A 23028-nucleotide genomic window follows, 5' to 3' on the forward strand; every position below is an offset into this window, starting at 1 on the left:
TCTGCAAATATTACTGCGCGATAAATCGCGCCGCTACACATTATCGCACATGCCGTAGTGGCGCGATTTATCGCGCCACTACGATGATCTGCTTTAAAGATAATCGAAACTTGCGTCCTGGGTGCGGACCGAATCCAGCCCAATCATCACATTGAACTTACCTGGCTCTGCCACCTGCTGCATTTTTTGATTCCAGAACTTCAGCGCATCCACATCAATCTTAAAGCTCACCGTCTGCGATTCACCCGCCTTCAGCATGATGCGTTTAAAACCGCGCAGCTCCTCAACCGGGCGGCTGATGCTGGCAACCGGATCGTTAAGATACATCTGAACCACAGTGGCACCGTCGCACTTGCCGGTGTTGGTTACCGTCACGCTGGCTTCTACCGATCCGTTACGCGGCATGGTTTTCGCGGACATTTTCACCGGCGAGACGCTAAAAGTGGTGTAGCTCTGACCATAGCCAAATGGATAAAGCGGCCCATTGATGGCATCGTAGTAATGCGAGGTATATTTGTTTGGCTTCTCGAAGTTATACGGGCGGCCCGTCGGCAGATGGTTGTAATAAATCGGGATCTGCCCCACTGAACGTGGGAAGGAAACCGGCAGCTTGCCGGATGGGTTGTAGTCGCCAAACAGCACATCAGCGATAGCGTTACCGCCTTCCGTGCCGCTAAACCAGGTTTCCAGCATCGCATCCGCCTGGCGATCTTCGTTCACCACATTGAGCGGGCGGCCATTCATCAGCACAATCACCAGCGGTTTGCCGGTGGCTTTCAGCGCCGCCAGCAATTTCTGCTGGCTTTCCGGTATCACCAGATCGCTCCGGCTGGAGGCTTCGTGCGCCATACCCTGCGCCTCGCCAACCGCGGCTACCACCACATCGGCCTTCTTCGCGATAGCGACGGCTTCATCGATCATCTGCTGTGGGCTACGTGGATCGACGGTCACCGCTTTTTCATACAAATTCAGGAAGTTCTGAATGCCTTTGTTATCGGTGATATTCGACCCTTTGGTATATAGCAGCGTGCCTTTGCCTGCCATCGCGTTGCGCATGCCCTGCAACAGGGTGATGGATTGACTGGCTACCCCGGCTGCGGACCAGCTGCCCATAATGTCACGCTGGCTATCGGCCAGCGGGCCGACCAGCGCCACCGTGGCATTGCGCTTCAGTGGCAGCGTCTCATGCCAGTTCTTCAGCAGGACGATACTCTTGCGCGCCACGTCACGCGCTTCAGCACGGTGTAACCGGCTTTCGGCGTTGGTGTCCTGCGGATCGCTGCCTTTTGGCCCCAGATGACTGTAGGGATCGTTAAACAGTCCCATATCGTATTTAACGTTCAGCACATGGCGCACCGCATCATCAATTTCCGCCATGCTCACGAAACCGCGTTTCACCAGCCCCGGCAAATATTTGCTGTAGTATTCATCGCTCATACTCATATCGATGCCGGATTTCAGCGCAATGCGCACCGCGTCCTGCGGATCGCTGGCTACACCATGTTTGATCAGCTCTTTGATCGCGCCATGATCGCTGATGGTGATGCCTTTGAATTTCCACTCGCCACGCAGCAGATCTTTTAACAGCCAGCTATCTGCCGTCGCCGGGGTACCGTTAATTGAGTTGAGCGCCACCATCACGCCACCGCTGCCCGCATCCAGCGAGGCTTTATACGGCGGCATATAATCCTGGAACATGCGCTGCGGGCTCATATCCACGGTGTTGTAATCACGCCCCCCTTCCACTGCGCCATACAGGGCGAAATGTTTTACGCTGGTCATGATCGAGTAGCGATCCGCCGGGCTTTTGCCCTGCATCGCTTTCACCAGGGTGCTGCCCATTTGTGAGGTCAGAAAGGTGTCTTCACCAAAGCCTTCGGAGACGCGTCCCCAGCGCGGTTCTCGACTGACATCCACCATCGGTGCCCAGGTCATGTTCAGGCCATCATCGGCCGCTTCATAGGCAGAAACCCGTCCGACTTCCGCCACCGCATCCAGATCCCAGCTTGATGCCAGCCCCAGCGGAATCGGGAACACGGTGCGCTGACCGTGTACCACGTCATAAGCAAAGAATAAGGGAATTTTCAGGCGGCTGAGCTGCATCACCTGATCCTGCATGGCGCGAATATCCGGACGCGTCACGGTATTGAAAATCGCCCCGACCTGCCCGTGCTGAATCATGTCACGGATGGCTTCTTTTGGGTTATCCGGCCCTACGCTGATTAAACGCAGCTGACCAATTTTTTCATCCAGCGTCATCTTGCCGAGCAGTTGGTTAACGAAGGCGTCACGCGCCTGCTCCGTCATCGGATGGTTACCAAACATGTCGTCCGCCAGCGCGGGTTGAATGGCGAGGGATACAGCGAGGCTAATAGAGTAAATCCATTTCATCAGGTCAGGTTCTCTTAAGTGACTGCGCAATATAAAAATAGCCAGGGAAGTGTGCCATAAGATGAGGATAGCAGGTAGCCACCGATGTCACATCGCCACCGCTTCGCCCCAGGCGTGCTACAGTATTTTTCGCAACGTTAATGACAAGGATAAGCCAATGACCCTCTCTGATTCGAACCTGCTGGGTGAGCTGCGCCGCCTGGTCGGCTCTGCACAATTGCTGACCGACGCCGAACAAACGGCGCGCTACCGCAAAGGCTTTCGCTCTGGCGAGGGTGAAGCGCTGGCGGTGGTGTTCCCTGGTACACTGCTGGAGTTATGGCGGGTATTGCAGGCGCTGGTGGCGGCCGATGCCGTCATTCTGATGCAGGCCGCCAATACCGGGCTGACGGAAGGTTCGACGCCAAACGGTAACGATTATGAGCGTCCGGTGGTGATCATCAGCACGCTACGCCTGGACAAGCTGCAATTGATTGAAAGCGGCAAACAGATCCTGGCGTTCCCCGGCAGTACCCTGTATCAGCTGGAGAAAGCGCTTAAACCGCTGGGACGTGAGCCTCACTCGGTCATTGGTTCCTCCTGCATTGGCGCGTCGGTGATGGGAGGGATCTGCAACAATTCCGGTGGCTCCCTGATTAAACGCGGTCCGGCATACAGCGAGATGGCGCTGTATGCGCAGATTGATGCCGAAGGAAAGCTGCATCTGGTGAATCATCTGGGTATCGAACTCGGTCATTCGCCGGAAGAGATGCTGGGACGACTGGATGACGATCGCTGGCAGCAAAGCGATGTTATCTGGGACGATCGCCACGCATCGGATCATGAATATGCCGATCGCGTACGCGATATCCACGCCGATACCCCGGCACGTTTCAATGCCGATGCACGCCGCCTGTTTGAAGCCTCTGGCTGTGCCGGCAAGCTGGCGGTGTTTGCCGTGCGTCTCGATACCTTCGCCAGCGAACCGAAACAGCAGGTGTTCTATATCGGCAGTAACGATCCAGCAGAACTGGGGGAAATTCGCCGCCATATCCTCGAGAATTTCCACAACTTACCGGTGGCCGGGGAATATATGCATCGCGATATTTTTGATATCGCCGAAGTGTATGGCAAAGATACCTTCCTGATGATCGACCGGCTTGGTACCGACAAGATGCCGTTGTTTTTCACCCTCAAGGGACGCCTTGATGCCTGGCTGGCGAAGCGTAACTGGATCAAGCCGCACTTTACCGATCGCCTGTTGCAGCGCCTGAGTACCCTCTTCCCGGCCCATCTGCCGAAACGTCTGAAACAGTATCGCGACAGGTATGAACATCATCTGATGCTGAAAATGTCCGGCGATGGCGTGGCCGAGGCGCAGGAATATCTGCACGACTTTTTCCGTGAAGGTGGCGGGGAGTTTTTTGCCTGCGATGCCAAAGAAGGCGCGCATGCGTTTCTGCATCGTTTTGCCGCCGCCGGTGCCGCCGTGCGATATCACGCGGTCCATGCGGAGGAAGTGGAAGATATTCTGGCGCTGGATATTGCGCTGCGCCGTAATGACCACGACTGGTTTGAGCGTCTGCCACCGGAATTCGATAACGATCTGAGCCATCGTCTCTACTACGGCCACTTTTTCTGTCACGTATTCCACCAGGATTACATCGTGAAGAAAGGCGTGGATGCCCATGCGCTGAAGGAGAAGATGCTGGCGATTCTCAGCCAGCGTGGCGCGGAATACCCGGCGGAGCATAACGTCGGGCATTTGTATGCCGCGAAGCCGCAGCTCCAGGCGTTCTATCGCCGCCTGGACCCCACCAACAGTTTTAATCCGGGGATTGGCAAAACCAGTAAGCAGAAAGGCTGGGCAGTAAAAACGTAGCCTGCCCCGTAGCGGCGCGATAAATCGCGCCGCTACGGGTGATGCAGATTTTAGGGTAACGGCTCGCTGTCGGCTGCGGCGGCCTGCTGCGCACGGCGTTCGATGATCATCGTCTGCGGCGTTGACAGCACAATGCCCTCTTTACGCAGACGCGTGAGAATATCGAACAGCAAATCACTTTTGGCACCGGAGATCTGACGCTGGCTGGCAACGTTACCGGTTACGCTCAGCACGATCCCATTGGGTGACAGCTCCTTAAACGACACCGACGGCGCGGGCGATTCCAGGATGCGCTCATTCTCCTCATAGACTTCCAGCAGCAGTTCCCGCACCCGCACCGGATCAATATCCAGCGGGAAGGTCAGCGGAATGGTGACCACGCCCTGCGCGTTACCCATGGTAGCGTTGCGCACGTTTTGTGAGATGAATTGCGAGTTTGGCACAATCACCGTCGACTTATCGCTGAGCTGGATCTCGGTGGCGCGCACATTGATGCGGCGGATATCCCCTTCGATGCCGCTGATGGTCACCAGATCGCCCACTTTAACCGGACGCTCGGTCAGCAGAATCAGGCCGGAGATAAAGTTTTTCACTATCTCCTGCAAGCCAAAACCGATACCTACCGACAAGGCGCTGACGATCCACGCCAGTTTGTTCCATTGCAGGCCCATAATCGACAGCGTCAGCAGGATAATCAGCACGTAACCAATATTGCTGAACAGCGTCACCAGCGACACGCGCATTCCCGCGTCCATGGTGGTCTTCGGCAGGAACTCTTTATCCAGCCAGCGGCGCACCGCGCGCAGCACATAAATGCCCACCACCAGACACAGAATGGCGTTGACCAGATGAGCAGGAACAATGTTCAGCGACTCCAGCCCTTTACCACCCCAGAACTCAATCACCTTCTGGATCAGCTCAATCGGTGTCGACGAGGCAAACGTCCCGTTGAGCAGCGCCAGCGCAACGAAGCCAATCAGCGCAGTTTTACCCAGCGCACCGAGCAACGTGGCCGCCTGTTGCAGGTGGCGCTCATCAATATTGAGTGAACTCTGAATACGTTTGCCACTGCTGTTTTGCGTCGAAAACAGCGTGTCACAACCGTCGGTGATCAGCTGGCTGAGGAAATAGAACGAACCAAACAGAATTCCACACCAGATCAATTCATAGCTGAGGAAACGCGCCAGTGCGACATAGCCAATAACCAGGAATACCAGGATGGCGAGGGCCGTCAGCGTCAGCCCCATCTGAATCAGGCCCACCAGGGTGGAACGTGCTTCCGGCGGGTTACCCGCCTGCACCATACGGCGACGCACCCGGTTGGTACGCATGCTGATCGCCAGTCCGGTACCACCAATCAGCAGCGCCGTCAGGCCGTTAGCAAAGATGGTGGTATTGAGGCTGGTGCCCACGCTGTAGTTGAATGACTCAACCGTCTGGAAAATAAACACCAGCGCGGCGGTGATCGGCGGGAAGGGTTTCAGCGCCTGCGCCACTTCATTCGAGATACTGGGTAAACGCCAGCTGGGACGACGCGTTGACAGGAAAGCCCGTCCTAAGCCAGCAATCAGGCCGCAGTAAACGCTGAGCTGCACCAGGCGCAAGATAAAATCCTGCACATCAGCCGACACTTCATCACGGCGGGCAAACGCCAGCGCAAAGAAGTTGAAGGTCAACACCACTGCCGCCAGAGTGGTCAGCGCAATGGCGGTGGCGAGGAAGCTCCGACGCAGACGCCCTTCCGGCATTTTGTGGATACTCACCCACGCGAGAAACTCTTCACCGTAACGACGACCGAGGGTCATCACCAGCATCGCGGCGATCAGCCAACTAATGGTGCCGAAGCGCCAGCCTGGTTCCCATGACAGCGCAGCGGTATCCTGCAATTCACTCAGGAAGTCGCTGATTTTCTCGCCATCGAGATCCTGAGTGCTGACCAGCGGTGACCAGAAACGCGGGCCGAAAATACTGCCGGAATTCAGCGCCAGCTGACTTTTCAACTGGTCACGGCGCAGGTTAACGATTTGCGACGACAACACCAGCGCACCGTTTTTGATGCCTTCCGCCTGCTTGATTTGATCGTCCAGCTTACTTTTCTGACTCTCAAGCGTGCTGCGCTTATGCGTCACTTCCGGCGTTTCTTTCACACCACTATCGGGCTTCGGTGCCGGACCAAGTACCGCCAGCTGGGCATCCAATTGCTGACGCTGAGGAATCAACGCCTGTCCGAGCGTATCGGCATTGCCGGAGAGTTCCAGCGCCATCTCGTTGAGTTGGTTGAGCTGGTTTTCATTGGTATTTCCCGACACCTGACCTTTTATCTTGTCGAGAATTTTCTGCATTTTAGGCAGCTCGACCGAGGCGTTAACCTTCGGCGTCGTATCCTCTTGCGCAGGCGCGGCAGCACTGTCATCAGCCAGTGCCATCGCCGGTACGGCCAGGGCCATTAACAGCAGGAAAGGAGCAAAAAGAGATCGAAACGTAAACATAAGAGTGAGATTCCAGCGCAATAACAGTCTGCAGACGCATCTGATTGTGAGTCTGTGGCGGCTAGTGTAGGCCTTTGGCAATCGTGAAACTATAGGAATGCATGCGTAAAACATGGGTCATAACGATAAGATTTTTTGCAGATGCCACCCGGCCGGATGGCATCTGCGACAGATTATTCGACGTTCTGTCCCTGAGCGCCGTTGCTCGCGGTTTGTGAGGCTTTCTGTTTTTTATACGCCAGCGCCGCCGCCGGTACTGGTGCGGCTTTGCCGGTTTCCAGCCAGTCGCGCAGACGATTGGCATCCGCGAAGTGGGTGTATTTGCCAAAGGCATCCAGCACCACCAGCGCAACCGGGCGATTGTTAATAAAGGTGCGCATCACCAGGCAGTGGCCCGCTTCGTCGGTATAACCGGTTTTGGTGAGCTGAATACGCCAGTCATTTTTGTACACCAGGTGGTTGGTGTTACGGAACGGCAGCGCATAGTTCGGATGTTTAAACACCGCGGTATCTTCTTTGGTGGTACTCAGTTCACCAATCAACGGATACTGACGCGTGGCTTTTACCAGCTTGATCAAATCTTCCGCGCTGGAGACGTTTTGAATCGAGAGCCCTGTCGGTTCCACATAGTGGGTATGGGTCATGCCAAGGGAGCGTGCTTTGGCATTCATCGCGCGGATAAAGGCATCGTAGCCACCCGGATAGTGGTGCGCCAGGCTGGCAGCAGCACGGTTTTCCGATGACATCAGCGCCAGCAACAGCATGTTACGACGGCTGATTTCGCTGTTCAGCTTGACGCGGGAAAACACGCCGCGCATCTCCGGGGTATGGCTGATATCAACCGACAGCATTTCATCCAGCGGCTGTTTGGCATCCAGCACCACCATCGCCGTCATCAGCTTGGTGAGTGAGGCGATCGGACGGACGCGATCGGGATGGCTGGAATACAGCACTTTGCCGCTATCCAGATCGACAATCATCGCACTGCCAGAGGCAATTTGCGGTTGTGCGACAGGTGCCAGATTTGACAGCGCAGCAGGCGCGGCCAGAACAGGTGTAGTCACTGCCGGTGCGCCGATCATCAGCGCCAGCGACAGTAAAGAAATACGCATTTTTACAGACATCGTGTCAAAAAAATCCGGTGAGGAGTTTTGTGCTGTGCTATCGCACAGGCCGCGCGCATCAGGCCAGATGGGATGCGGGCTGGCGACAGCATAATACGTGGTTCTCTGCGAAATTTCCTGGAGAGATTGTTTCCGGGCGTTAAAAAACCAGAGGCAGGTAAGTTCCGTAGCGGCGCGATTTATCGCGCAATCCATCTGCACCGAATAAAAGCGCGATAAATCGCGCCGCTACGAAAGTGTGCATAGAAAGGCTAGAACAGCTTCGGTCCATAGCCCCACAGAATCACGGTTAACGCCAGCAGCACTTCAAATACCAGCACCCCAATCGCCAGCGTCGAGCCGGAGAAACGCAGGCTCTCTTCTTTATCGATATTGAGGAATACCGGGATACCGACGAATAACAGATAGCCGGTGTACACCAGCGCCAGCGTCCCTACCAGCAGGCAGAGCCAGACCAGCGGATAAAGCGCCACCAGGCCGCTCATAAACAACGGTGTCGCTACATAGCCCGCAAACACGGTACAACGCTGGATGCTGGGGCGTTGCGGATAATTACGAGCCATCCAGTGGATAACACGTCCCATCACCGCCACCCCACCGAGGATGACGAGATAAAACAGAATGCCGAGACCAATACCGGTCAGCATGTTGAGTTGTACAAATTGCCCCTCGCCCAGATTCCAGCCCAACTGTGTGGTGCCGATAAAGGCGCAGATCACCGGGATCGCCGCCATTAGCAGAACATGGTGGGTGTAATGGTGCGAGACGCTCTCGTTTTCCTGCTTGATGTCGCGCATTTCCTGATTAGGATGCGCGATAAGTCCCCAGACATGATTCATAAAATCACTCCTCTGATGCGACGGGCTGCCCCCAACGCTCAGGCTGACCAGCGCAGGCAGCTTCACTTCAAGTATAATCGGCGCTGTCGTTTTTGCGGCAAGCGGCACAAAAAATCACCTGCGGGTGTAGACTGTTACAAGGGTTGATAACAACAGGGAGGACGATTTGCATCTTGATATCAACGGATTAATTAGCCAGTACGGCTACGTGGCGCTGCTGATTGGCTGTATCGCCGAAGGGGAAACCTTTACCCTGCTGGGGGGGGTGGCAGCTCATGAAGGTTTGTTGCACTTCGGCGGCGTGGTATTGGCCGCGATGGGGGGCGGCATTATTGGCGATCAGCTGCTGTTCTGGCTTGGTCGTCGTTTTGGCACCCGTATCCTGCGCCGTTTTAAAAAGCATCAGGATACCATCCACAAGGCCAGCCGCCTGATTCAGCGTCACCCCAGCCTGTTTGTGATTGGCGTGCGTTTTATGTACGGTTTCCGCATTGTCGGGCCGATTATCATCGGTACCAGCCGTCTGAAACCCCTGCGTTTTCTGGTGCTGAATGTGATTGGGGCCGCGCTCTGGGCGCTGATCTTTGTCACCCTTGGCTATTTTGCCGGGGAGATCATCACCCCGTGGCTGCATAAACTCGATCAGCATTTCAAACATCTGCTGTGGCTGGTGGCGGCGGTGGGATTTGCCATCCTGTTGCGCTACGTCATCCGTCGCTGGAACCGCCGCCGTGTCGATTAATTGTGATACCCCTTAAACTGCGGGTTCGCCAGCATAAAGCCACCATCGACAATAAACGATTGTCCGGTGGTGTAGGTGGCCCATTCCGAGCACAGCCAGGCCACTAAACTCGCCACTTCGCGCGTGTCTCCCGGTCGCCCGATGGGGATTTCTGGCATGCGCGTACTGCGCGCGTCCTCGTTACGCAGGTGATTCATCGGTGTCGCTATCGCGCCTGGTGCCACCGCGTTGACCAGGATATGGTGCGGTAGCAGGCTGAGGGCCATCGATTTGGTCAGGCCGCCAAGGGCATGTTTTGCGGCGGTGTAAGCCGCCGCATCGGGCAATGGCGTGTGTTCATGCACCGAGGTGATGTTGATGATGCGCCCCCCATTACCCTGATCCACCATATAGCGGGCGGCAATCTGACCGCAGACAAACGCCCCGTCGACGTCGACACTGAAAACCTTGCGCCAGTCTTCAAAGGTGACATCGAGAAAATCCGCTTTGGTCATCACCCCAGCGTTGTTGACCAGCACATCAATCCGTCCGAGCGACGCAATCAGCTGCACCAGCTGCTGTCCACCGGCCTGTGGATCGGAAAGATCCAGCTGCCGTACCTGCGCCTGCTGGCCACGGCTTTCAACCTGCCGCGCCGTCTCATGCGCCCCCTCTTCGTCCGAACGCCAGGTGATACCGAGGGTATAGCCCGCCTCGGCCAGCATGAGTGCACAGCTGCGCCCAATGCCTGAATCGGAAGCGGTCACCACCGCCACTTTCTGTTTTACCAGCGCCATCATGTTCTCCTTTTTGTCGGGTGTCTCCTCAGTATAGAAGTTATCCTTCTGTGCCTCGCCGCAGCCATAAATACCGCTTCGGCTATAGTTAACAACGGAATAGCGTAAAGGAGGCAGGATGAGCGAGATCAAACGCAAAATTGATGACCACGGCGTAATTGGCGATTTACGTACCTGTGCTCTGGTCGCCAGCGATGGCACCATCGACTATCTGTGCTGGCCGGAACTCGATAGCCCGTCCGTGTTTAGCGCCCTGCTCGACAGCGACGAAGCGGGTCTGTTTTCGCTGGCACCGCAGTGGAAAAATGCGCGCCAGCAGCAACTCTATCTGCCTGATACCAATATCCTGCAAACCCGTTGGCTCGGCGATGAGGGCGTGGCGGAGATCACCGATTACATGCCGATCTGCGACGACAGCAGCAAGCTGCCGCGCGTGGTACGCCGGGTGAAAATGGTGCGCGGTTCCGCGCGTTTCAAATTGCTGTGCTCACCACGCCACGATTACGCCCGTGCGGAAATCCGGACCGAAGTACGCCCCGGTGGTATCGCCTTCCATGCCGAAGGCCAGCCTTCGCTGCGTCTGAGCGCCAGCGTAGTGATGACGCGGGAAACCCACGCGGCCACCGCCGATTTCACCTTACAGGCGGGCGAGCACGCCGAATTTGTGTTTGGCAGCGATGAAGATCCGCATCTGGACAAGATTGCCACCGAGCACTGCTTCCGTGACACCCTGCACTACTGGCGGCGCTGGAGCCGCCACAGCTCCTATCGCGGACGCTGGCAGGAGATGGTGACGCGTTCCGCGCTGGCGCTGAAAATGCTGACCTCCCACCAGCATGGTTCAATTGCCGCTGCCGCCACCTTTGGCTTGCCGGAAGAACTGGGCGGTGAGCGTAACTGGGATTATCGCGCCTCCTGGATCCGTGATGCGTCATTCAGCATGTATGCCCTGATGCGCCTCGGTTACGTCGAAGAAGCGAAACACTTTACCCACTGGGTAGGCCGCTGTGTTGAACATAGCCATGACGACAGATCGCATTTGCAGGTGATGTATCGCCTGGACAGCAGCACCGAACTGCACGAAACCGAGCTGCTGAATCTCTCCGGCTATGCCAACTCGCGCCCGGTGCGCATCGGCAACGATGCCTGGCGGCAGACGCAGCTGGACATTTATGGCGAACTGATGGACGCCATCTATCTCGCCAACAAATATGGCGAGGCGATTTCCCAGCGCGGCTGGCAGCATGTGGTCAACATGATCAATTACGTGTGCGATCACTGGCAGCAACCCGATGCTGGGATCTGGGAGATGCGCGGCGAGCCGGAGCATTTTCTCCATTCGCGCCTGATGTGCTGGGTGGCGCTGGATCGCGCTTTACGCCTTGGCCTGAAACGTTCACTGCCCATGCCCTACGAGCGCTGGGATCGGGAACGCAGCGCCATCCGCGCCGATATCTGGCAAAACTTCTGGAACCCGGAGCTGGGCCACTTTACCGCCACGCGTGGAGGCCGCTTTCTTGATGCGTCGATGCTGCTGATGCCGCTGGTACGTTTTGTCGGTGCCACCGATCCCGACTGGATCGCGACTCTGGATGCCATCAAAGTCCAGCTGGTGAGCGACGGACTGGTACGGCGCTACAACATCAGCGAAACGCCCGCCGATGCATTGAAGGGTGGCGAAGGTTCTTTTGCTGCTTGTTCGTTCTGGTATGTGGAGTGTCTGGCGCGCGCCGGGCGGGTGCACGAAGCGCATTTCGAGTTTGAAAAGTTGCTGAGCTATGCCAATCCGCTGGGGTTGTATGCCGAGGAATTCACCCCGCACGGCATGGCGCTGGGCAATATGCCACAGGCGCTGACCCATCTGGCGCTGATCAGCGCGGCGTTCTTTCTCAACCGCAAACTCAGCGGGGAAGTGACGCTATGGCAGCCCTGAATGCGGGCCAGCTAAAAATAACACAGAAGGGTTATTACAGCTTTTTACGTAAAGTATCATCAACCTGTTAAAATCGTGATTCCCATCACCGCTTCTATGCACATATAATGCGCAGCGGGTCAATAAGACCAAGATGGGTTCGACACACTGACATGCCTGAAACACGGCTATAACGACTTGAAAAACATGAAAAAGAGCATTCGCGCGTTCGCTTCACTCGCCCTCGTACTGGCGGCGTTCAGCCAGTCGGCCTTTGCGGTGGTTTATCCGCTACCGCCTGCTAACAGCCGTCTGATCGGCGAAAACATCCAAATCACCGTGCCTCAGGACAGCAGACTTCCGCTGGAAGCCTTTGCGGCGCAATACCAGATGGGCCTCAGCAACATGCTGGAAGCCAATCCGGGTGTTGACGTCTATCTGCCGAAAGCCGGTACTAACATGGTGATCCCGCAGCAGCTGATTCTGCCTGACGCTCCGCGCGAAGGTATTGTGATCAACAGTGCTGAAATGCGTCTTTATTACTACCCGAAAGGCACTAAAACCGTGGTAGTGCTGCCGATCGGTATCGGTGAGCTGGGTAAAGATACCCCGATCAACTGGACCACCAGCGTACAGCGCAAAAAGGCTGGCCCGACCTGGACACCGACCAAAGCGATGCACGCCGAATACGCGTCACGTGGTGAAATTATCCCGGAAGTGTTCCCGGCAGGCCCGGATAACCCGATGGGCCTCTACGCGCTGTACATCGGTCGCCTGTATGCCGTCCACGGCACCAACGCCAACTTTGGTATCGGCCTGCGCGTCAGCCACGGTTGCGTGCGCCTGCGTGCGGATGACATCAAATGGCTGTTCGACAACGTGCCAGTCGGTACGCGCGTACAGTTTGTTGACCAGCCGGTGAAAGCCTCCGTCGAGCCAGACGGTTCACGCTACATCGAGGTTCACAACCCGCTGTCAACCACTGAAGAACAGTTCAACTCGCGCGAAATCGTGCCGATCACCCTGACTGCTGCGGTGACCAAAGTGATTGCCGATGCCAGCACCAATCAGGATGCAGTGAACAACGCGATCCAGGCCCGTAGCGGCATGCCGACCAAAATTAATGGTCCGGCAGGTGAAGCGCAGCCTGCACCGATCCCGGTACAGGAAACGCCAGACGCGATGCCGAAAGAGGAGCCGATGACGCCGCAGGGCGCCGTGATCCCGACTCCGGCTGCGGCCAATACCGCCACTGCCAATAATAATTCTTAATCCTGACGGATAAGATCAAGCCAGCCTGCGGGCTGGCTTTTTTATGTCTGGCGAAAACCTGCGCGATAAATCGCGCCGCTACGGTTTAGCGCACGTCGTGGAGCAGCGCGATTTATCGCGCAATACCTGCTATTCATGCGGTCGTCGCAGTGCCAGCCAGCCGGCCACCAGGGTAAATGCCAGCACCACCAGCACCAGCAGCAAAAAACCGTGCGGATTACTCGCCAGCGGGATACCGCCGACATTCATACCAAAGAATCCCGCCACGATATTGATCGGCAGCGCCAGTACGGTAATCACCGTCAGCAAAAACAGCGTGCGGTTGCTCTGCTCCATCAAACGGGCGGCAATCTCCTCCTGCAACAGGCGAATACGCTCCATCAGGCTGGCGAGATCGTTTAACGCCACGCTGAACTCTTCGGTAAAAATTCGCAGCTCGCTCAACTGCTCCCGCTTCAGCCAACCCGGTGGCCGGTTGAGCAAACGAAACAATGCCGCCGGTTCCGGTGCCAGCAAGCGCTGAATACGCAGCAACATCCGCCGCAGACGTCCCAGCTCGCTGCGGTTAGCTTTGATCGCCGGACTGAGCAGACGTTCTTCTATGGCATCCACCGCCGCGCTGGAACGGCGCACCACCTGTTCCAGCTGTGCCTCCTGTTCGCCCAGCAACCACAGCAGCAGCGCATCAGGCTGACGGAACTGCAAGCGATCCAGTTGCTGGTGCATACGTTCAATCATCCCCACCGGCCGGTAACGCGCGCTGACAATAATCTGCTCACGACACCAGATCCACAGGGTGGCGTTCTGCGCACTGCGCTCTTCCTTGCTAAAAGTCACATCATTGAGTACCGCCAGCAGCGCATCATTTTGCTGTGCCAGCCGGGTGCGAGGCGAGGCGGAATGGATCTCATCGAAGAAATCGCTGTCTACTGCAAAATGGACCTGAACCCAGCGCTCAGCCCGGGCGTGGTTAAGGTTGATATGCAGCCAGAGAAAGTGGGCTTCCGGTAACGTCTGACGTGCCAGTTGCGCCGCTTCGCGTGCACTGAGTCGCTGGGGTGGCAGGTCAGGGGTGAACAGGTAACCATGAATCAGCCCGGCCACTTCATTATTGAAGTCGGGCAACGTAGTGAGCGGCAGAACAGGCTGGAGCATAGCGATCAAAAAATCCGGCTGCGGACAGACCCACAGCCTGCGTCAGCAATATGACAGAACGATGACAGCCAGCCCGCGACATCATCATTCTGTCATACAAAGCAGGTATCACACTGCGGGTAACGGTTGCCATTCGGCACCGTCATCCACCATCGGGGTGTGTTATGAGTGATAACAGTTTACCTGCATCAGCGTCATCAGGCGCTGGACGCCCGAATCTGCATCAACGCGGCGGTCGTTTTTCCCGCTCGCTGTTTCTGCTGCTGGTGCTCGCCGGTCTGGCTTTCACCGCCGTCAACCTGTTTAACGATGTTTCCGATACCGGCGCGCCGGTCACAAGCTATACCCCTTTTCTGCTGCTTGGGCTGGCGCTGCTGATCGCCCTCGGATTTGAGTTCGTCAATGGCTTTCACGATACTGCCAACGCGGTCGCCACCGTGATTTATACCCATTCGCTCACACCTGGCGTGGCGGTGGTCTGGTCCGGTTTATGTAACTTTCTTGGCGTACTGCTCTCCAGCGGCGTGGTGGCGTTCGGCATTATCTCGCTGCTGCCGGTGGAGCTGATTTTGCAGGCCGGGAGCGGCAACGGCTTTGCCATGGTATATGCGCTGTTGTTCTCAGCGATTATCTGGAACCTCGGCACCTGGTATTTTGGCCTGCCCTCTTCCTCCTCGCATACGCTGATTGGTTCGATTATCGGCGTCGGCGTGGCCAATGCCCTGCTGCACGGCCGCAGTGGCACCAGCGGTGTGGACTGGGATCAGGCGCTGAAAGTCGGCTACTCGCTGTTGCTGTCACCCGTTGTCGGTTTTCTCTGTGCCGCCCTGCTGATGCTGGCGATGAAGGCGTTAATTCGTAACCGTCAGCTGTATGAAGCGCCGAAGAATGACCAGCCGCCGCCGGTCTGGATTCGTGGCTTGCTGATCCTCACCTGCACTGGCGTGTCCTTTGCTCACGGCTCAAATGATGGGCAGAAAGGCATGGGGCTGATTATGCTGATTCTGGTCGGCACCATGCCCATCGCCTACGCCCTGAACCGGTCGCTGCCGCCTGATCAGATCCCACGCGTCGCTGCTTTAACTCAGGTAACCGAGCAACAACTTCTGTCCCTACAACCGACGCCCGCGACCATGCCAGCACCGCGCGAGGTGCTGACCGAGTTTGTGCGCACCGGACAATCGCGCCCGCAGGTACTTCCGGCGCTGGGCATGATGCTGGGAGATATTGGCGATCAAATCCGGCGCTACGGTTCAATGGAAAACATCCCGGCGCAGGCGGTCACCAACACGCGTAATGACATGTATCTGGCATCCGAGTCCATCAAGCATCTGCAAACCGCCAAAGTCGCGCTGCCGGAAGAGACCGAGCGCAATCTGACGGCGGTGAAACGTGAGCTGGACAGTGCCACCCGCTTTATCCCGATGTGGGTGAAAGTGGTGGTCGCCATCGCGTTGGGTCTCGGCACCATGGTGGGCTGGCGGCGCATTGTGGTGACGGTGGGCGAACGTATTGGCAAAACTCACCTCAACTACGCCCAGGGGGCCAGCGCCGAACTGGTGGCGATGGCGACTATCGGGGCTGCCGACGGCTTTGGTCTGCCGGTTTCCACCACCCATGTGCTCTCGTCAGGCGTGGCGGGCACCATGGCCGCTAACCGTTCGGGCTTACAGCTCGCAACCCTGCGCAACCTGGCGATCGCCTGGGTGCTGACGCTGCCGGTTTCTATTCTTCTTTCGGGCTTGCTTTACGCCCTGTTTATCCATCTTTAACGGTGACTGGATATGGCCACACAGGACAATACTTTTCAAAGCGAGACCTTCCACCAACGCCTGCTCCAGGAGTTCTACGATAGCTACGACGAAGAACTCGAAATGGAACTGGACGACCTGCGTTTTGGCGACGGCCAGCCGCAAGCTGATGACGAAAAAACCTGGCGACGCCGCTATTTCCGCGAACTGCTGCATTTGCAGGGTGAACTGGTAAAGATGCAGGATTGGGTGATGCGCACCGGGCATCGCATGGTGATTCTGTTTGAAGGACGCGATGCCGCCGGTAAAGGCGGGGTGATTAAACGCATCACCCAGCGCCTTAATCCGCGCACCTGCCGGGTCGCGGCGCTGCCTGCCCCAAACGATCGTGAGAAAACCCAATGGTATTTTCAGCGCTATATCGCCCATCTGCCTGCCGCGGGTGAAATGGTGCTGTTTGACCGTAGCTGGTACAACCGTGCCGGGGTGGAGCGCGTGATGGGTTTTTGCAACGATGATGAAGTCGAAGAGTTTTATCGCAGCGTGCCGGAGTTTGAAAAAATGCTGACACGCAGCGGGATTCAGATCGTCAAATACTGGTTTTCCATCACCGATGAGGAGCAGGAGTTACGCTTCCTCAGCCGTATTCACGATCCGCTAAAGCAATGGAAACTCAGCCCGATGGATCTGGAGAGCCGCCGCCGCTGGGAAGAATATACCGAGGCGAAAGAAGAGATGCTGGCACGTACCCACATCGACGAAGCGCCGTGGTGGGTGGTGCAGGGTGTGGATAAGAAACGCGCTCGTCTCAATTGCATCAGCCACCTGCTGCAACAGGTGCCTTACGAAGAAAGCGAGCAAAAGGCAATTGTGTTACCGGTGCGCGAGCGCCATGAAGACTATCGTCGTGCACCGGTACCGGATCATATGATCGTGCCGGAAAAGTATTAACCCGCAGTTGGCACGGTCGTGCGGCGGCCGTGCTGCTGTTGCAGGCGCAGCGTGATCAGAAATGCGCCCAGCACCATCAGCGCCGCCGCCAGATAGACCGATTGCATACCCCAGTGACTGATCAGCAACCCCGCCACCGGGCCAGTCAGCCCCAGTCCCAAATCCAGAAAGGCAGAATAGGTGCCCAGTGCTGATCCTTGATCCTGTTGCTGCACCCGTTTGACCGCCTCCACCCCCAGCGCCGGGAAGATCAGCGAGAAGCCTGCCCCGGTGAGGAAAGCCCCCAGATCCACCAGCCAGGCGCTGTCGGCCTGCCAGATCAACAGCAGACCGGCACACTCCAGCACAAAGGAAACCAGCGACACTTTCAGACCGCCGAAACGCGTGATGTAACGACCAAAGCCAAGACGCACAATGACAAAGCCGAGGCTGAACACCGTCAGCGCAAAGGCTGCCCCACTCCAGTCACGGCTGGCAAAATAAAGGGTGATAAAGGTGGAGATCACTCCAAAGCCGATAGTGCCGAAACCGAGCGCCAGGCCGAACAACCATACGCGGCTGACCACGCGATGGAACGGAATGCGCACACCTGCCGTCACGCTGACCGGGGGCTTTTGGTACGCCAGCACAAAACCCACGATGCCCATCAGCACCACCAGACCGGCAAAACCGCTGATGCCAAACCACTGATTCAGCAGCACCCCGAGCGGTGCACCAATCGCCATAGCAAAGTAGGTGGCGACCCCGTTCCAGGAAATCACCCGCGCCGTCTGTAATGGCCCGACAATATTCATTCCCCACAGCGTCGAGCCGGTACTGCTGAAGCTCTCCCCGACGCCGAGAAACACCCGTCCCAGTGCCAGCAGCAGCAGGCTAAGCACCGGCAGGTCACGGCATAACGCGGCGACAATCGACAGCACACCACTCATGCCACAGCAAATCAAGCCAAGCATCACCACACGTTTCGGACCAAAGCGATCCGCCAGGCGACCAGAATGCGGACGGCTCATCAGGGTGGCGAAATACTGCACGCTGATGATCAACCCCGCCATAAAGGAGCTGAAACCGAGCTGGTTATGCACAAATCCCGGCAGCACCGCCAGCGGCAGCCCCACGGAGAGATAGCAAAAAAAGGTGAAAATCAGGACGGAGACAATACGTTTATTTAACTGAGCATTACTCAGTACGGCGGCGTCAGACATGAGCGGTGGCGTAGCGTAACTGGGTGAAGTTGAAGCACTACTATACCCTTAGCCTGCTAATGGGTCGCGCTTTTTTTACCCTGGATTAACCAGTGGTTACTGTTTCCATTTGATAGAAACAGTCGCTGCGCTCTGACGAGTTAATCGAACGATGAATTACCCTCACTTAGCCAAACATGCAAGTTGCTGAGCTAAAGTGTGGCTCATCTCATAAAAACAAAATCCTCCTCCTTCCGGCGATAAAAAAATCCATCCTCCGTGTTATTGTCACCATGAGAAACAAATGGACATTCGTACTTATGCGACATGGAAGGGTAAATATGAACAGTTTATTTTTAAAAGTAGAGGGTGTTGCTGGTGAATCAAAAGACGCATCCCATCCAGGTTGGATCGACATAAAGAATTACAGCTGGGGTGCATGGCGTTCCGGTAATGGTCCGGGGATGGGAAATTACCGGAATCTTATCGTACATACACAAATCGATAAAGCGACACCCGCATTGATTCTGATGACAACCAACGGAAAAAAAATACGCAAAGTTGAGATGTCTGCCTGCAAAGCCGGTTTTAATCAGGCCGAGTATTATCGCATCACTCTGGAAAATGTTCTGGTCTTTGAAGCCCAGCTTCGGGATGACAGCCACACGACCCATGTTGAGTATGAGTTTCAGGCCGACATCGTCAAAATTCAATATTGGGAACAAACATCGGCAGGAATTAAGGGCGCTGAAACCCGTTCTGGCTGGAATATTAAGGAAAACAGGTCAGAATTTTAACAGGGAAGTTAAATGATGGAAATGCTAAGCAGCCCCATCGAACTGTTCAGTTCGAGAAATAAGCGCGATGATTATCGCGCTGACGATATGTTTTGCGGAGATTTAACCACCGAAGATTGCATCAAAAAATATAATCTGCGGGATATTTCTGTTCATCTGAACCCTTATACTCGTCAGCGGATCAGTGCACTCGCTAACACTCCACTACCAAAAGATGAAGTAAATCGGATTCTGTTTAATGAGTTTAGGGAGTTGTCAAAATTATATGCATTTTACGGACCTTATAAGGAAATAATCATTAGGTTGATTGATCATATGCAGGAGAACAGCGGCAGACCCTATGAATCATCACTGTTAAACTCAGCGTTTCGGGAGTTGATTTTGGATGAGCAGGGAGAAAAAAGCATGTACCAGGCAATAAAAAAAGAATTAGTTGATAATTTTCGCGACCTCAACCGTCAAAGAATTAATAGTTTAAAGGGAGAAATTATGGACAGAAGGATGCCAATGTTTGCCAGAAAAATTGACGCATTTAATGGCATGGGCATCAGTATTCATCAAATACACTCAGTCAACATCACATTAGAGTCAGTCAAAATTTCCGCTCAGCGTTTCAATGCAATATTAAAATTCAGAGCTCAGGACCACTTTGGTCTTGATGAAAGAGACATAATCCATCCATTCTATAAGCAATTTAGAATATTCAGAATTTGGTTTATATTACAGCGCCATAGAGATTATGCGTTTAAACCGTTCCTTACCAATATGGATGCCACTATTCATGTTAATGAACAGTAAGAAAAAGAAAACCCTCCTCTGTACAGCGTTGCTTTTTTGTGTTTATAAATTCGTACAGCCATTTTTTCTGACACCCGTAATAATCGACAGCTTTTACGTTGAGGGCGTTCTGAGAATCATTATTAAAAACCCACCACCTACAGCTAAAACCTTCGTTTCATGGTGGATGAAAAATAAAGACTCAACCCTAAAAAAACACGCCACTTCTGAAATTAAGCAATTGAGATATATAGTATTTATTGATTATGGAGAAGGATTTGTTGAACTTCCTGGCACTGAAAACTTTTTTACCGGAGCAAGCGATAACGACTATTTCTGTTTTGATGAAATTAAAAATAAGAAAAATTGTTTATATCGAGATTTCCCTTTGAGAATTCATATTGAAAAACAACAATATCGTATAATATATCAGGGTGATAAAAATTATCTTATTGATTTAAAATCAGAAAAAATCGAAAGGGATGATAAGTAATCTCCCCCCTTTAATCATATTTTACCCAGCGTCCTGGCATGACGCTCAATCGCCGTGGCAATCTCTGCCGAGACTTTCAATGTGCGAATTTCGCTGAACAGCCCATCGGCCTCGTGATACGCCTTACGCAGATAGCCCAGCCATTGCTTAATTCGTGCCACATGATACAAACCGGTATCGCCCTGCTTTTCCAGCTGGGTGTATTTCTGTAACAGCGTCACCACATCCGGCCACGCCATTGGGGCTTCGTTATACTTCACCACCCGGCTCAGGTTCGGCACGTTGAGCGCGCCGCGTCCCAGCATCACTGCATCGCAACCGGTGATACGCAGACAATCCTGCGCATCCTGCCAGTTCCAGATTTCACCATTGGCGATCACCGGAATGCGCAGACGCTGACGAATTTCGCCAATCGCCTGCCAGTTGATGCTTTCGGCCCGGTAGCCTTCTTCTTTGGTACGGCCATGCACCACCAGTTCGCTGGCACCCGCCTGCTGCACCGCATCGGCGATTTCGAAACGGCGCTCGCTGGAGTCCCAGCCGAGACGCACTTTGACCGTCACCGGTAGATGATCCGGCACTGCTTCCCGCATCGCTTTGGCTCCGCGGTAAATCAGTTCCGGATCTTTCAGCAGCGTAGCGCCACCGCCGCTGCCGTTCACCAGCTTTGATGGGCAGCCACAGTTGAGATCAACCCCCCAGGAGCCCAGCTCCACCGCACGCGCGGCGTTTTCTGCCAGCCACTCGGGATATTGTCCCAGCAATTGCAGCCGCACGCGCGTACCAGACGGCGTGCGGCTGTGGTACTGCAGTTCCGGACAGAGACGATAGAAGGATTTTACCGGCAGCAGCTGATCGACCACGCGCAAAAACTCGGTGATGCACAGGTCATAATCATTCACTTCCGAGAGCAGCTCGCGCACCAGCGAATCGAGCACGCCCTCCATCGGCGCCAGTAACACCCTCATGGTCTTAGACGTTTCCGCTTTTCTTCGCTGCCGGGCGACGTGAACGAGCCGGTCCCTGACCCTGGCCTGCGCTCTGTCCCTGACGACGCGGTCCACGGTTTTCACCCTGCGGACGCGTCGGACGGCCTTCGCCCTGCGGACGTGGGTTACCACCCTGCCCCGGACCACGGCCACGGCCGCGCTGCTGTTGCTGCTGACGACCATTCTGGATCGGCTCCGCTTTGATGTTCGGATCCGGTTCAAAGCCTGGCAGCGCAATGCGCGGAATTTCGCGCTTCAGCAAACGTTCGATATCACGCAGCAGTTTGTGCTCGTCAACGCAGACCAGCGACAACGCCGCGCCGGTTGCCGCCGCACGGCCGGTACGGCCAATACGGTGCACATAATCTTCCGCTACGTTAGGCAGCTCGTAGTTCACCACGTGCGGCAGTTCTTCGATATCAAGACCACGCGCCGCAATATCGGTCGCTACCAGCACACGAATGCCGCCGGTTTTAAAATCGGCCAGCGCGCGGGTACGTGCGCCCTGGCTTTTGTTGCCGTGGATCGCCGCAGCGGTGATGCCATCTTTATTCAGCTGTTCTGCCAGATGGTTAGCACCGTGTTTGGTACGGGTGAACACCAGCACCTGCTGCCAGTTATCGCGACCGATCATCAGCGACAGCAGCTCGCGCTTGCGTTTCTTATCAACAAAATGAACCTGCTGCGAAACCTGCTCAGAAGCGGTGTTGCGGCGTGCCACTTCCACCTGCTCCGGGTTGTTGAGCAGTTTTTCTGCCAGGGCTTTGATCTCGTCCGAGAAGGTGGCGGAGAACAGCAGGTTCTGACGTTTAGCCGGCAGTTTTGCCAGTACACGACGGATATCGTGGATAAAGCCCATATCCAGCATGCGGTCCGCTTCGTCCAGTACCAGGATTTCCACCTGGGACAGATCAACCGCATTCTGGTGCGCCAGGTCGAGCAGACGGCCCGGTGTCGCCACCAGCACATCTACGCCGCCGCGCAGTTTCATCATTTGTGGGTTAATGCTGACGCCACCAAATACCACCAGCGAACGCAGGTCAAGGTACTGGCTGTAATCACGTACGTTTTCACCGACCTGAGCAGCCAGCTCACGGGTAGGTGTCAGAATCAGGGCGCGTACCGGACGACGTCCGCGTGCCGGAGCCGCTTTCGCGGACAGACGCTGTAACAATGGCAGCGTAAAACCAGCCGTTTTACCGGTGCCGGTCTGGGCGCTCGCCAGCAGGTCACGACCAGCCAGCACCACGGGAATTGCCTGACGCTGAATTGGCGTCGGTTCGCGATAGCCCTGTTCTGCTACCGCACGCAAAATATCGGCGCTCAGGCCGAGAGAGTCAAAAGACATGCAGGTGTATTACTCCGAACCGCCCTGATCGCCGCAGGCGATGTAGTTTTCAGGGGGGATATGACGCAAGCCTGAGGCTCACGTGTGAAAAGGGCACAAACTACCATGCGTAAGGGCGCGAGTGTAGCAGCTTTGCGCCAGCAGCGCGACCCGCAAATAACCACACATCATCGGCATAAA

18 protein-coding genes are annotated in these 23028 nt (G+C 55.5%); 9 read left to right on the plus strand and 9 right to left on the minus strand.

Features of this window, described 5'->3' with window-relative positions:
• Window positions 1-93 precede the first annotated feature (93 nt).
• A complete protein-coding gene (gene bglX, locus RCF31_RS06815) occupies window positions 94-2391 on the minus strand; it encodes a beta-glucosidase BglX (RefSeq protein WP_416412905.1) in 2298 nt (765 codons plus the stop codon).
• Window positions 2392-2548: 157 nt separating this feature from the next.
• Between bglX and dld the strand changes: the two genes are divergently transcribed.
• Window positions 2549-4252 carry a D-lactate dehydrogenase gene (gene dld, locus RCF31_RS06820; RefSeq protein ID WP_416412906.1) on the plus strand — a complete coding sequence of 568 codons (1704 nt, stop codon included), beginning with the start codon at window positions 2549-2551 and terminating at the stop codon, window positions 4250-4252.
• A 50-nt stretch (window positions 4253-4302) separates the two neighbouring features.
• Here dld and RCF31_RS06825 read toward each other — a convergent pair whose 3' ends face one another.
• The 3 genes from RCF31_RS06825 to RCF31_RS06835 all read right to left on the minus strand — a co-directional run bounded on the left by RCF31_RS06825 (window position 4303) and on the right by RCF31_RS06835 (window position 8704).
• Window positions 4303-6741, minus strand: coding sequence for a DUF3772 domain-containing protein (locus RCF31_RS06825; RefSeq protein ID WP_416412907.1), 2439 nt, complete (start codon window positions 6739-6741; stop codon window positions 4303-4305).
• 173 nt (window positions 6742-6914) lie between these two features.
• Window positions 6915-7865 carry a D-alanyl-D-alanine endopeptidase gene (gene pbpG / locus RCF31_RS06830; protein ID WP_416412908.1) on the minus strand — a complete coding sequence of 317 codons (951 nt, stop codon included), beginning with the start codon at window positions 7863-7865 and terminating at the stop codon, window positions 6915-6917.
• A gap of 251 nt (window positions 7866-8116) precedes the next feature.
• The gene (locus tag RCF31_RS06835; protein ID WP_084878368.1) at window positions 8117-8704 is read right to left on the minus strand and encodes a Yip1 family protein; all 588 of its coding nucleotides are present in this window, start codon (window positions 8702-8704) and stop codon (window positions 8117-8119) included.
• A 166-nt stretch (window positions 8705-8870) separates the two neighbouring features.
• Here RCF31_RS06835 and RCF31_RS06840 point away from each other — a divergent pair, with 166 nt between their 5' ends.
• Entirely contained in the window at window positions 8871-9446 is a 576-nt protein-coding gene (locus RCF31_RS06840; RefSeq protein ID WP_416412909.1) for a DedA family protein, read from the plus strand.
• On the opposite strand, the gene RCF31_RS06845 is transcribed toward RCF31_RS06840, so the two are convergent.
• The gene (locus RCF31_RS06845; protein WP_416413227.1) at window positions 9443-10222 is read right to left on the minus strand and encodes an SDR family oxidoreductase; all 780 of its coding nucleotides are present in this window, start codon (window positions 10220-10222) and stop codon (window positions 9443-9445) included. The genes RCF31_RS06840 and RCF31_RS06845 overlap by 4 nt on opposite strands.
• A 118-nt stretch (window positions 10223-10340) precedes the next feature.
• On the opposite strand from RCF31_RS06845, the gene RCF31_RS06850 reads away from it, so the two are divergent.
• Both RCF31_RS06850 and RCF31_RS06855 read left to right on the plus strand, forming a co-directional pair.
• On the plus strand, window positions 10341-12155 hold the full coding sequence (locus RCF31_RS06850) for a glycoside hydrolase family 15 protein (protein ID WP_416412910.1): 1815 nt from the start codon (window positions 10341-10343) through the stop codon (window positions 12153-12155).
• Window positions 12156-12341: 186 nt separating this feature from the next.
• Window positions 12342-13406 carry a L,D-transpeptidase family protein gene (locus RCF31_RS06855; protein WP_299446686.1) on the plus strand — a complete coding sequence of 355 codons (1065 nt, stop codon included), beginning with the start codon at window positions 12342-12344 and terminating at the stop codon, window positions 13404-13406.
• 129 nt (window positions 13407-13535) lie between these two features.
• Here the strand turns inward: RCF31_RS06855 and RCF31_RS06860 are convergent, their stop codons facing one another.
• Window positions 13536-14561: a CorA family divalent cation transporter gene (locus RCF31_RS06860; protein ID WP_416412911.1), complete on the minus strand. Its 1026-nt coding sequence runs from the start codon at window positions 14559-14561 to the stop codon at window positions 13536-13538.
• Between the two features lie 164 nt (window positions 14562-14725).
• On the opposite strand from RCF31_RS06860, the gene RCF31_RS06865 reads away from it, so the two are divergent.
• Entirely contained in the window at window positions 14726-16333 is a 1608-nt protein-coding gene (locus tag RCF31_RS06865) for an inorganic phosphate transporter (protein ID WP_416412912.1), read from the plus strand.
• A gap of 12 nt (window positions 16334-16345) precedes the next feature.
• Window positions 16346-17263, plus strand: coding sequence for a polyphosphate kinase 2 (ppk2, locus tag RCF31_RS06870; RefSeq protein ID WP_416412913.1), 918 nt, complete (start codon window positions 16346-16348; stop codon window positions 17261-17263).
• Here the strand turns inward: ppk2 and RCF31_RS06875 are convergent.
• On the minus strand, window positions 17260-18465 hold the full coding sequence (locus tag RCF31_RS06875) for an MFS transporter (RefSeq protein WP_416412914.1): 1206 nt from the start codon (window positions 18463-18465) through the stop codon (window positions 17260-17262). The genes ppk2 and RCF31_RS06875 overlap by 4 nt on opposite strands.
• 320 nt (window positions 18466-18785) lie before the next feature.
• Here RCF31_RS06875 and RCF31_RS06880 point away from each other — a divergent pair, with 320 nt between their 5' ends.
• From RCF31_RS06880 to RCF31_RS06890, 3 genes are read left to right on the plus strand one after another with little or no spacing between them, the layout of a single operon-like run.
• Entirely contained in the window at window positions 18786-19241 is a 456-nt protein-coding gene (locus RCF31_RS06880) for an Hcp family type VI secretion system effector (RefSeq protein ID WP_299446701.1), read from the plus strand.
• 12 nt (window positions 19242-19253) lie between these two features.
• Window positions 19254-20039: a YPO3983 family protein gene (locus RCF31_RS06885; protein WP_416412915.1), complete on the plus strand. Its 786-nt coding sequence runs from the start codon at window positions 19254-19256 to the stop codon at window positions 20037-20039.
• The gene (locus RCF31_RS06890) at window positions 20023-20511 is read left to right on the plus strand and encodes a DUF943 family protein (RefSeq protein ID WP_416412916.1); all 489 of its coding nucleotides are present in this window, start codon (window positions 20023-20025) and stop codon (window positions 20509-20511) included. The genes RCF31_RS06885 and RCF31_RS06890 overlap by 17 nt, the downstream gene beginning before the upstream one ends.
• Before the next feature lie 14 nt (window positions 20512-20525).
• On the opposite strand, the gene dusC is transcribed toward RCF31_RS06890, so the two are convergent.
• Entirely contained in the window at window positions 20526-21479 is a 954-nt protein-coding gene (gene dusC, locus RCF31_RS06895) for a tRNA dihydrouridine(16) synthase DusC (protein WP_416412917.1), read from the minus strand.
• Window positions 21480-21483: 4 nt separating this feature from the next.
• On the minus strand, window positions 21484-22848 hold the full coding sequence (gene rhlE / locus RCF31_RS06900) for an ATP-dependent RNA helicase RhlE (protein WP_416412918.1): 1365 nt from the start codon (window positions 22846-22848) through the stop codon (window positions 21484-21486).
• Between the last annotated feature and the right edge of the window lie 180 nt (window positions 22849-23028).

This window comes from Pantoea sp. App145, from assembly GCF_047947045.1.
In the GTDB taxonomy this organism is placed as follows: domain Bacteria; phylum Pseudomonadota; class Gammaproteobacteria; order Enterobacterales; family Enterobacteriaceae; genus Pantoea.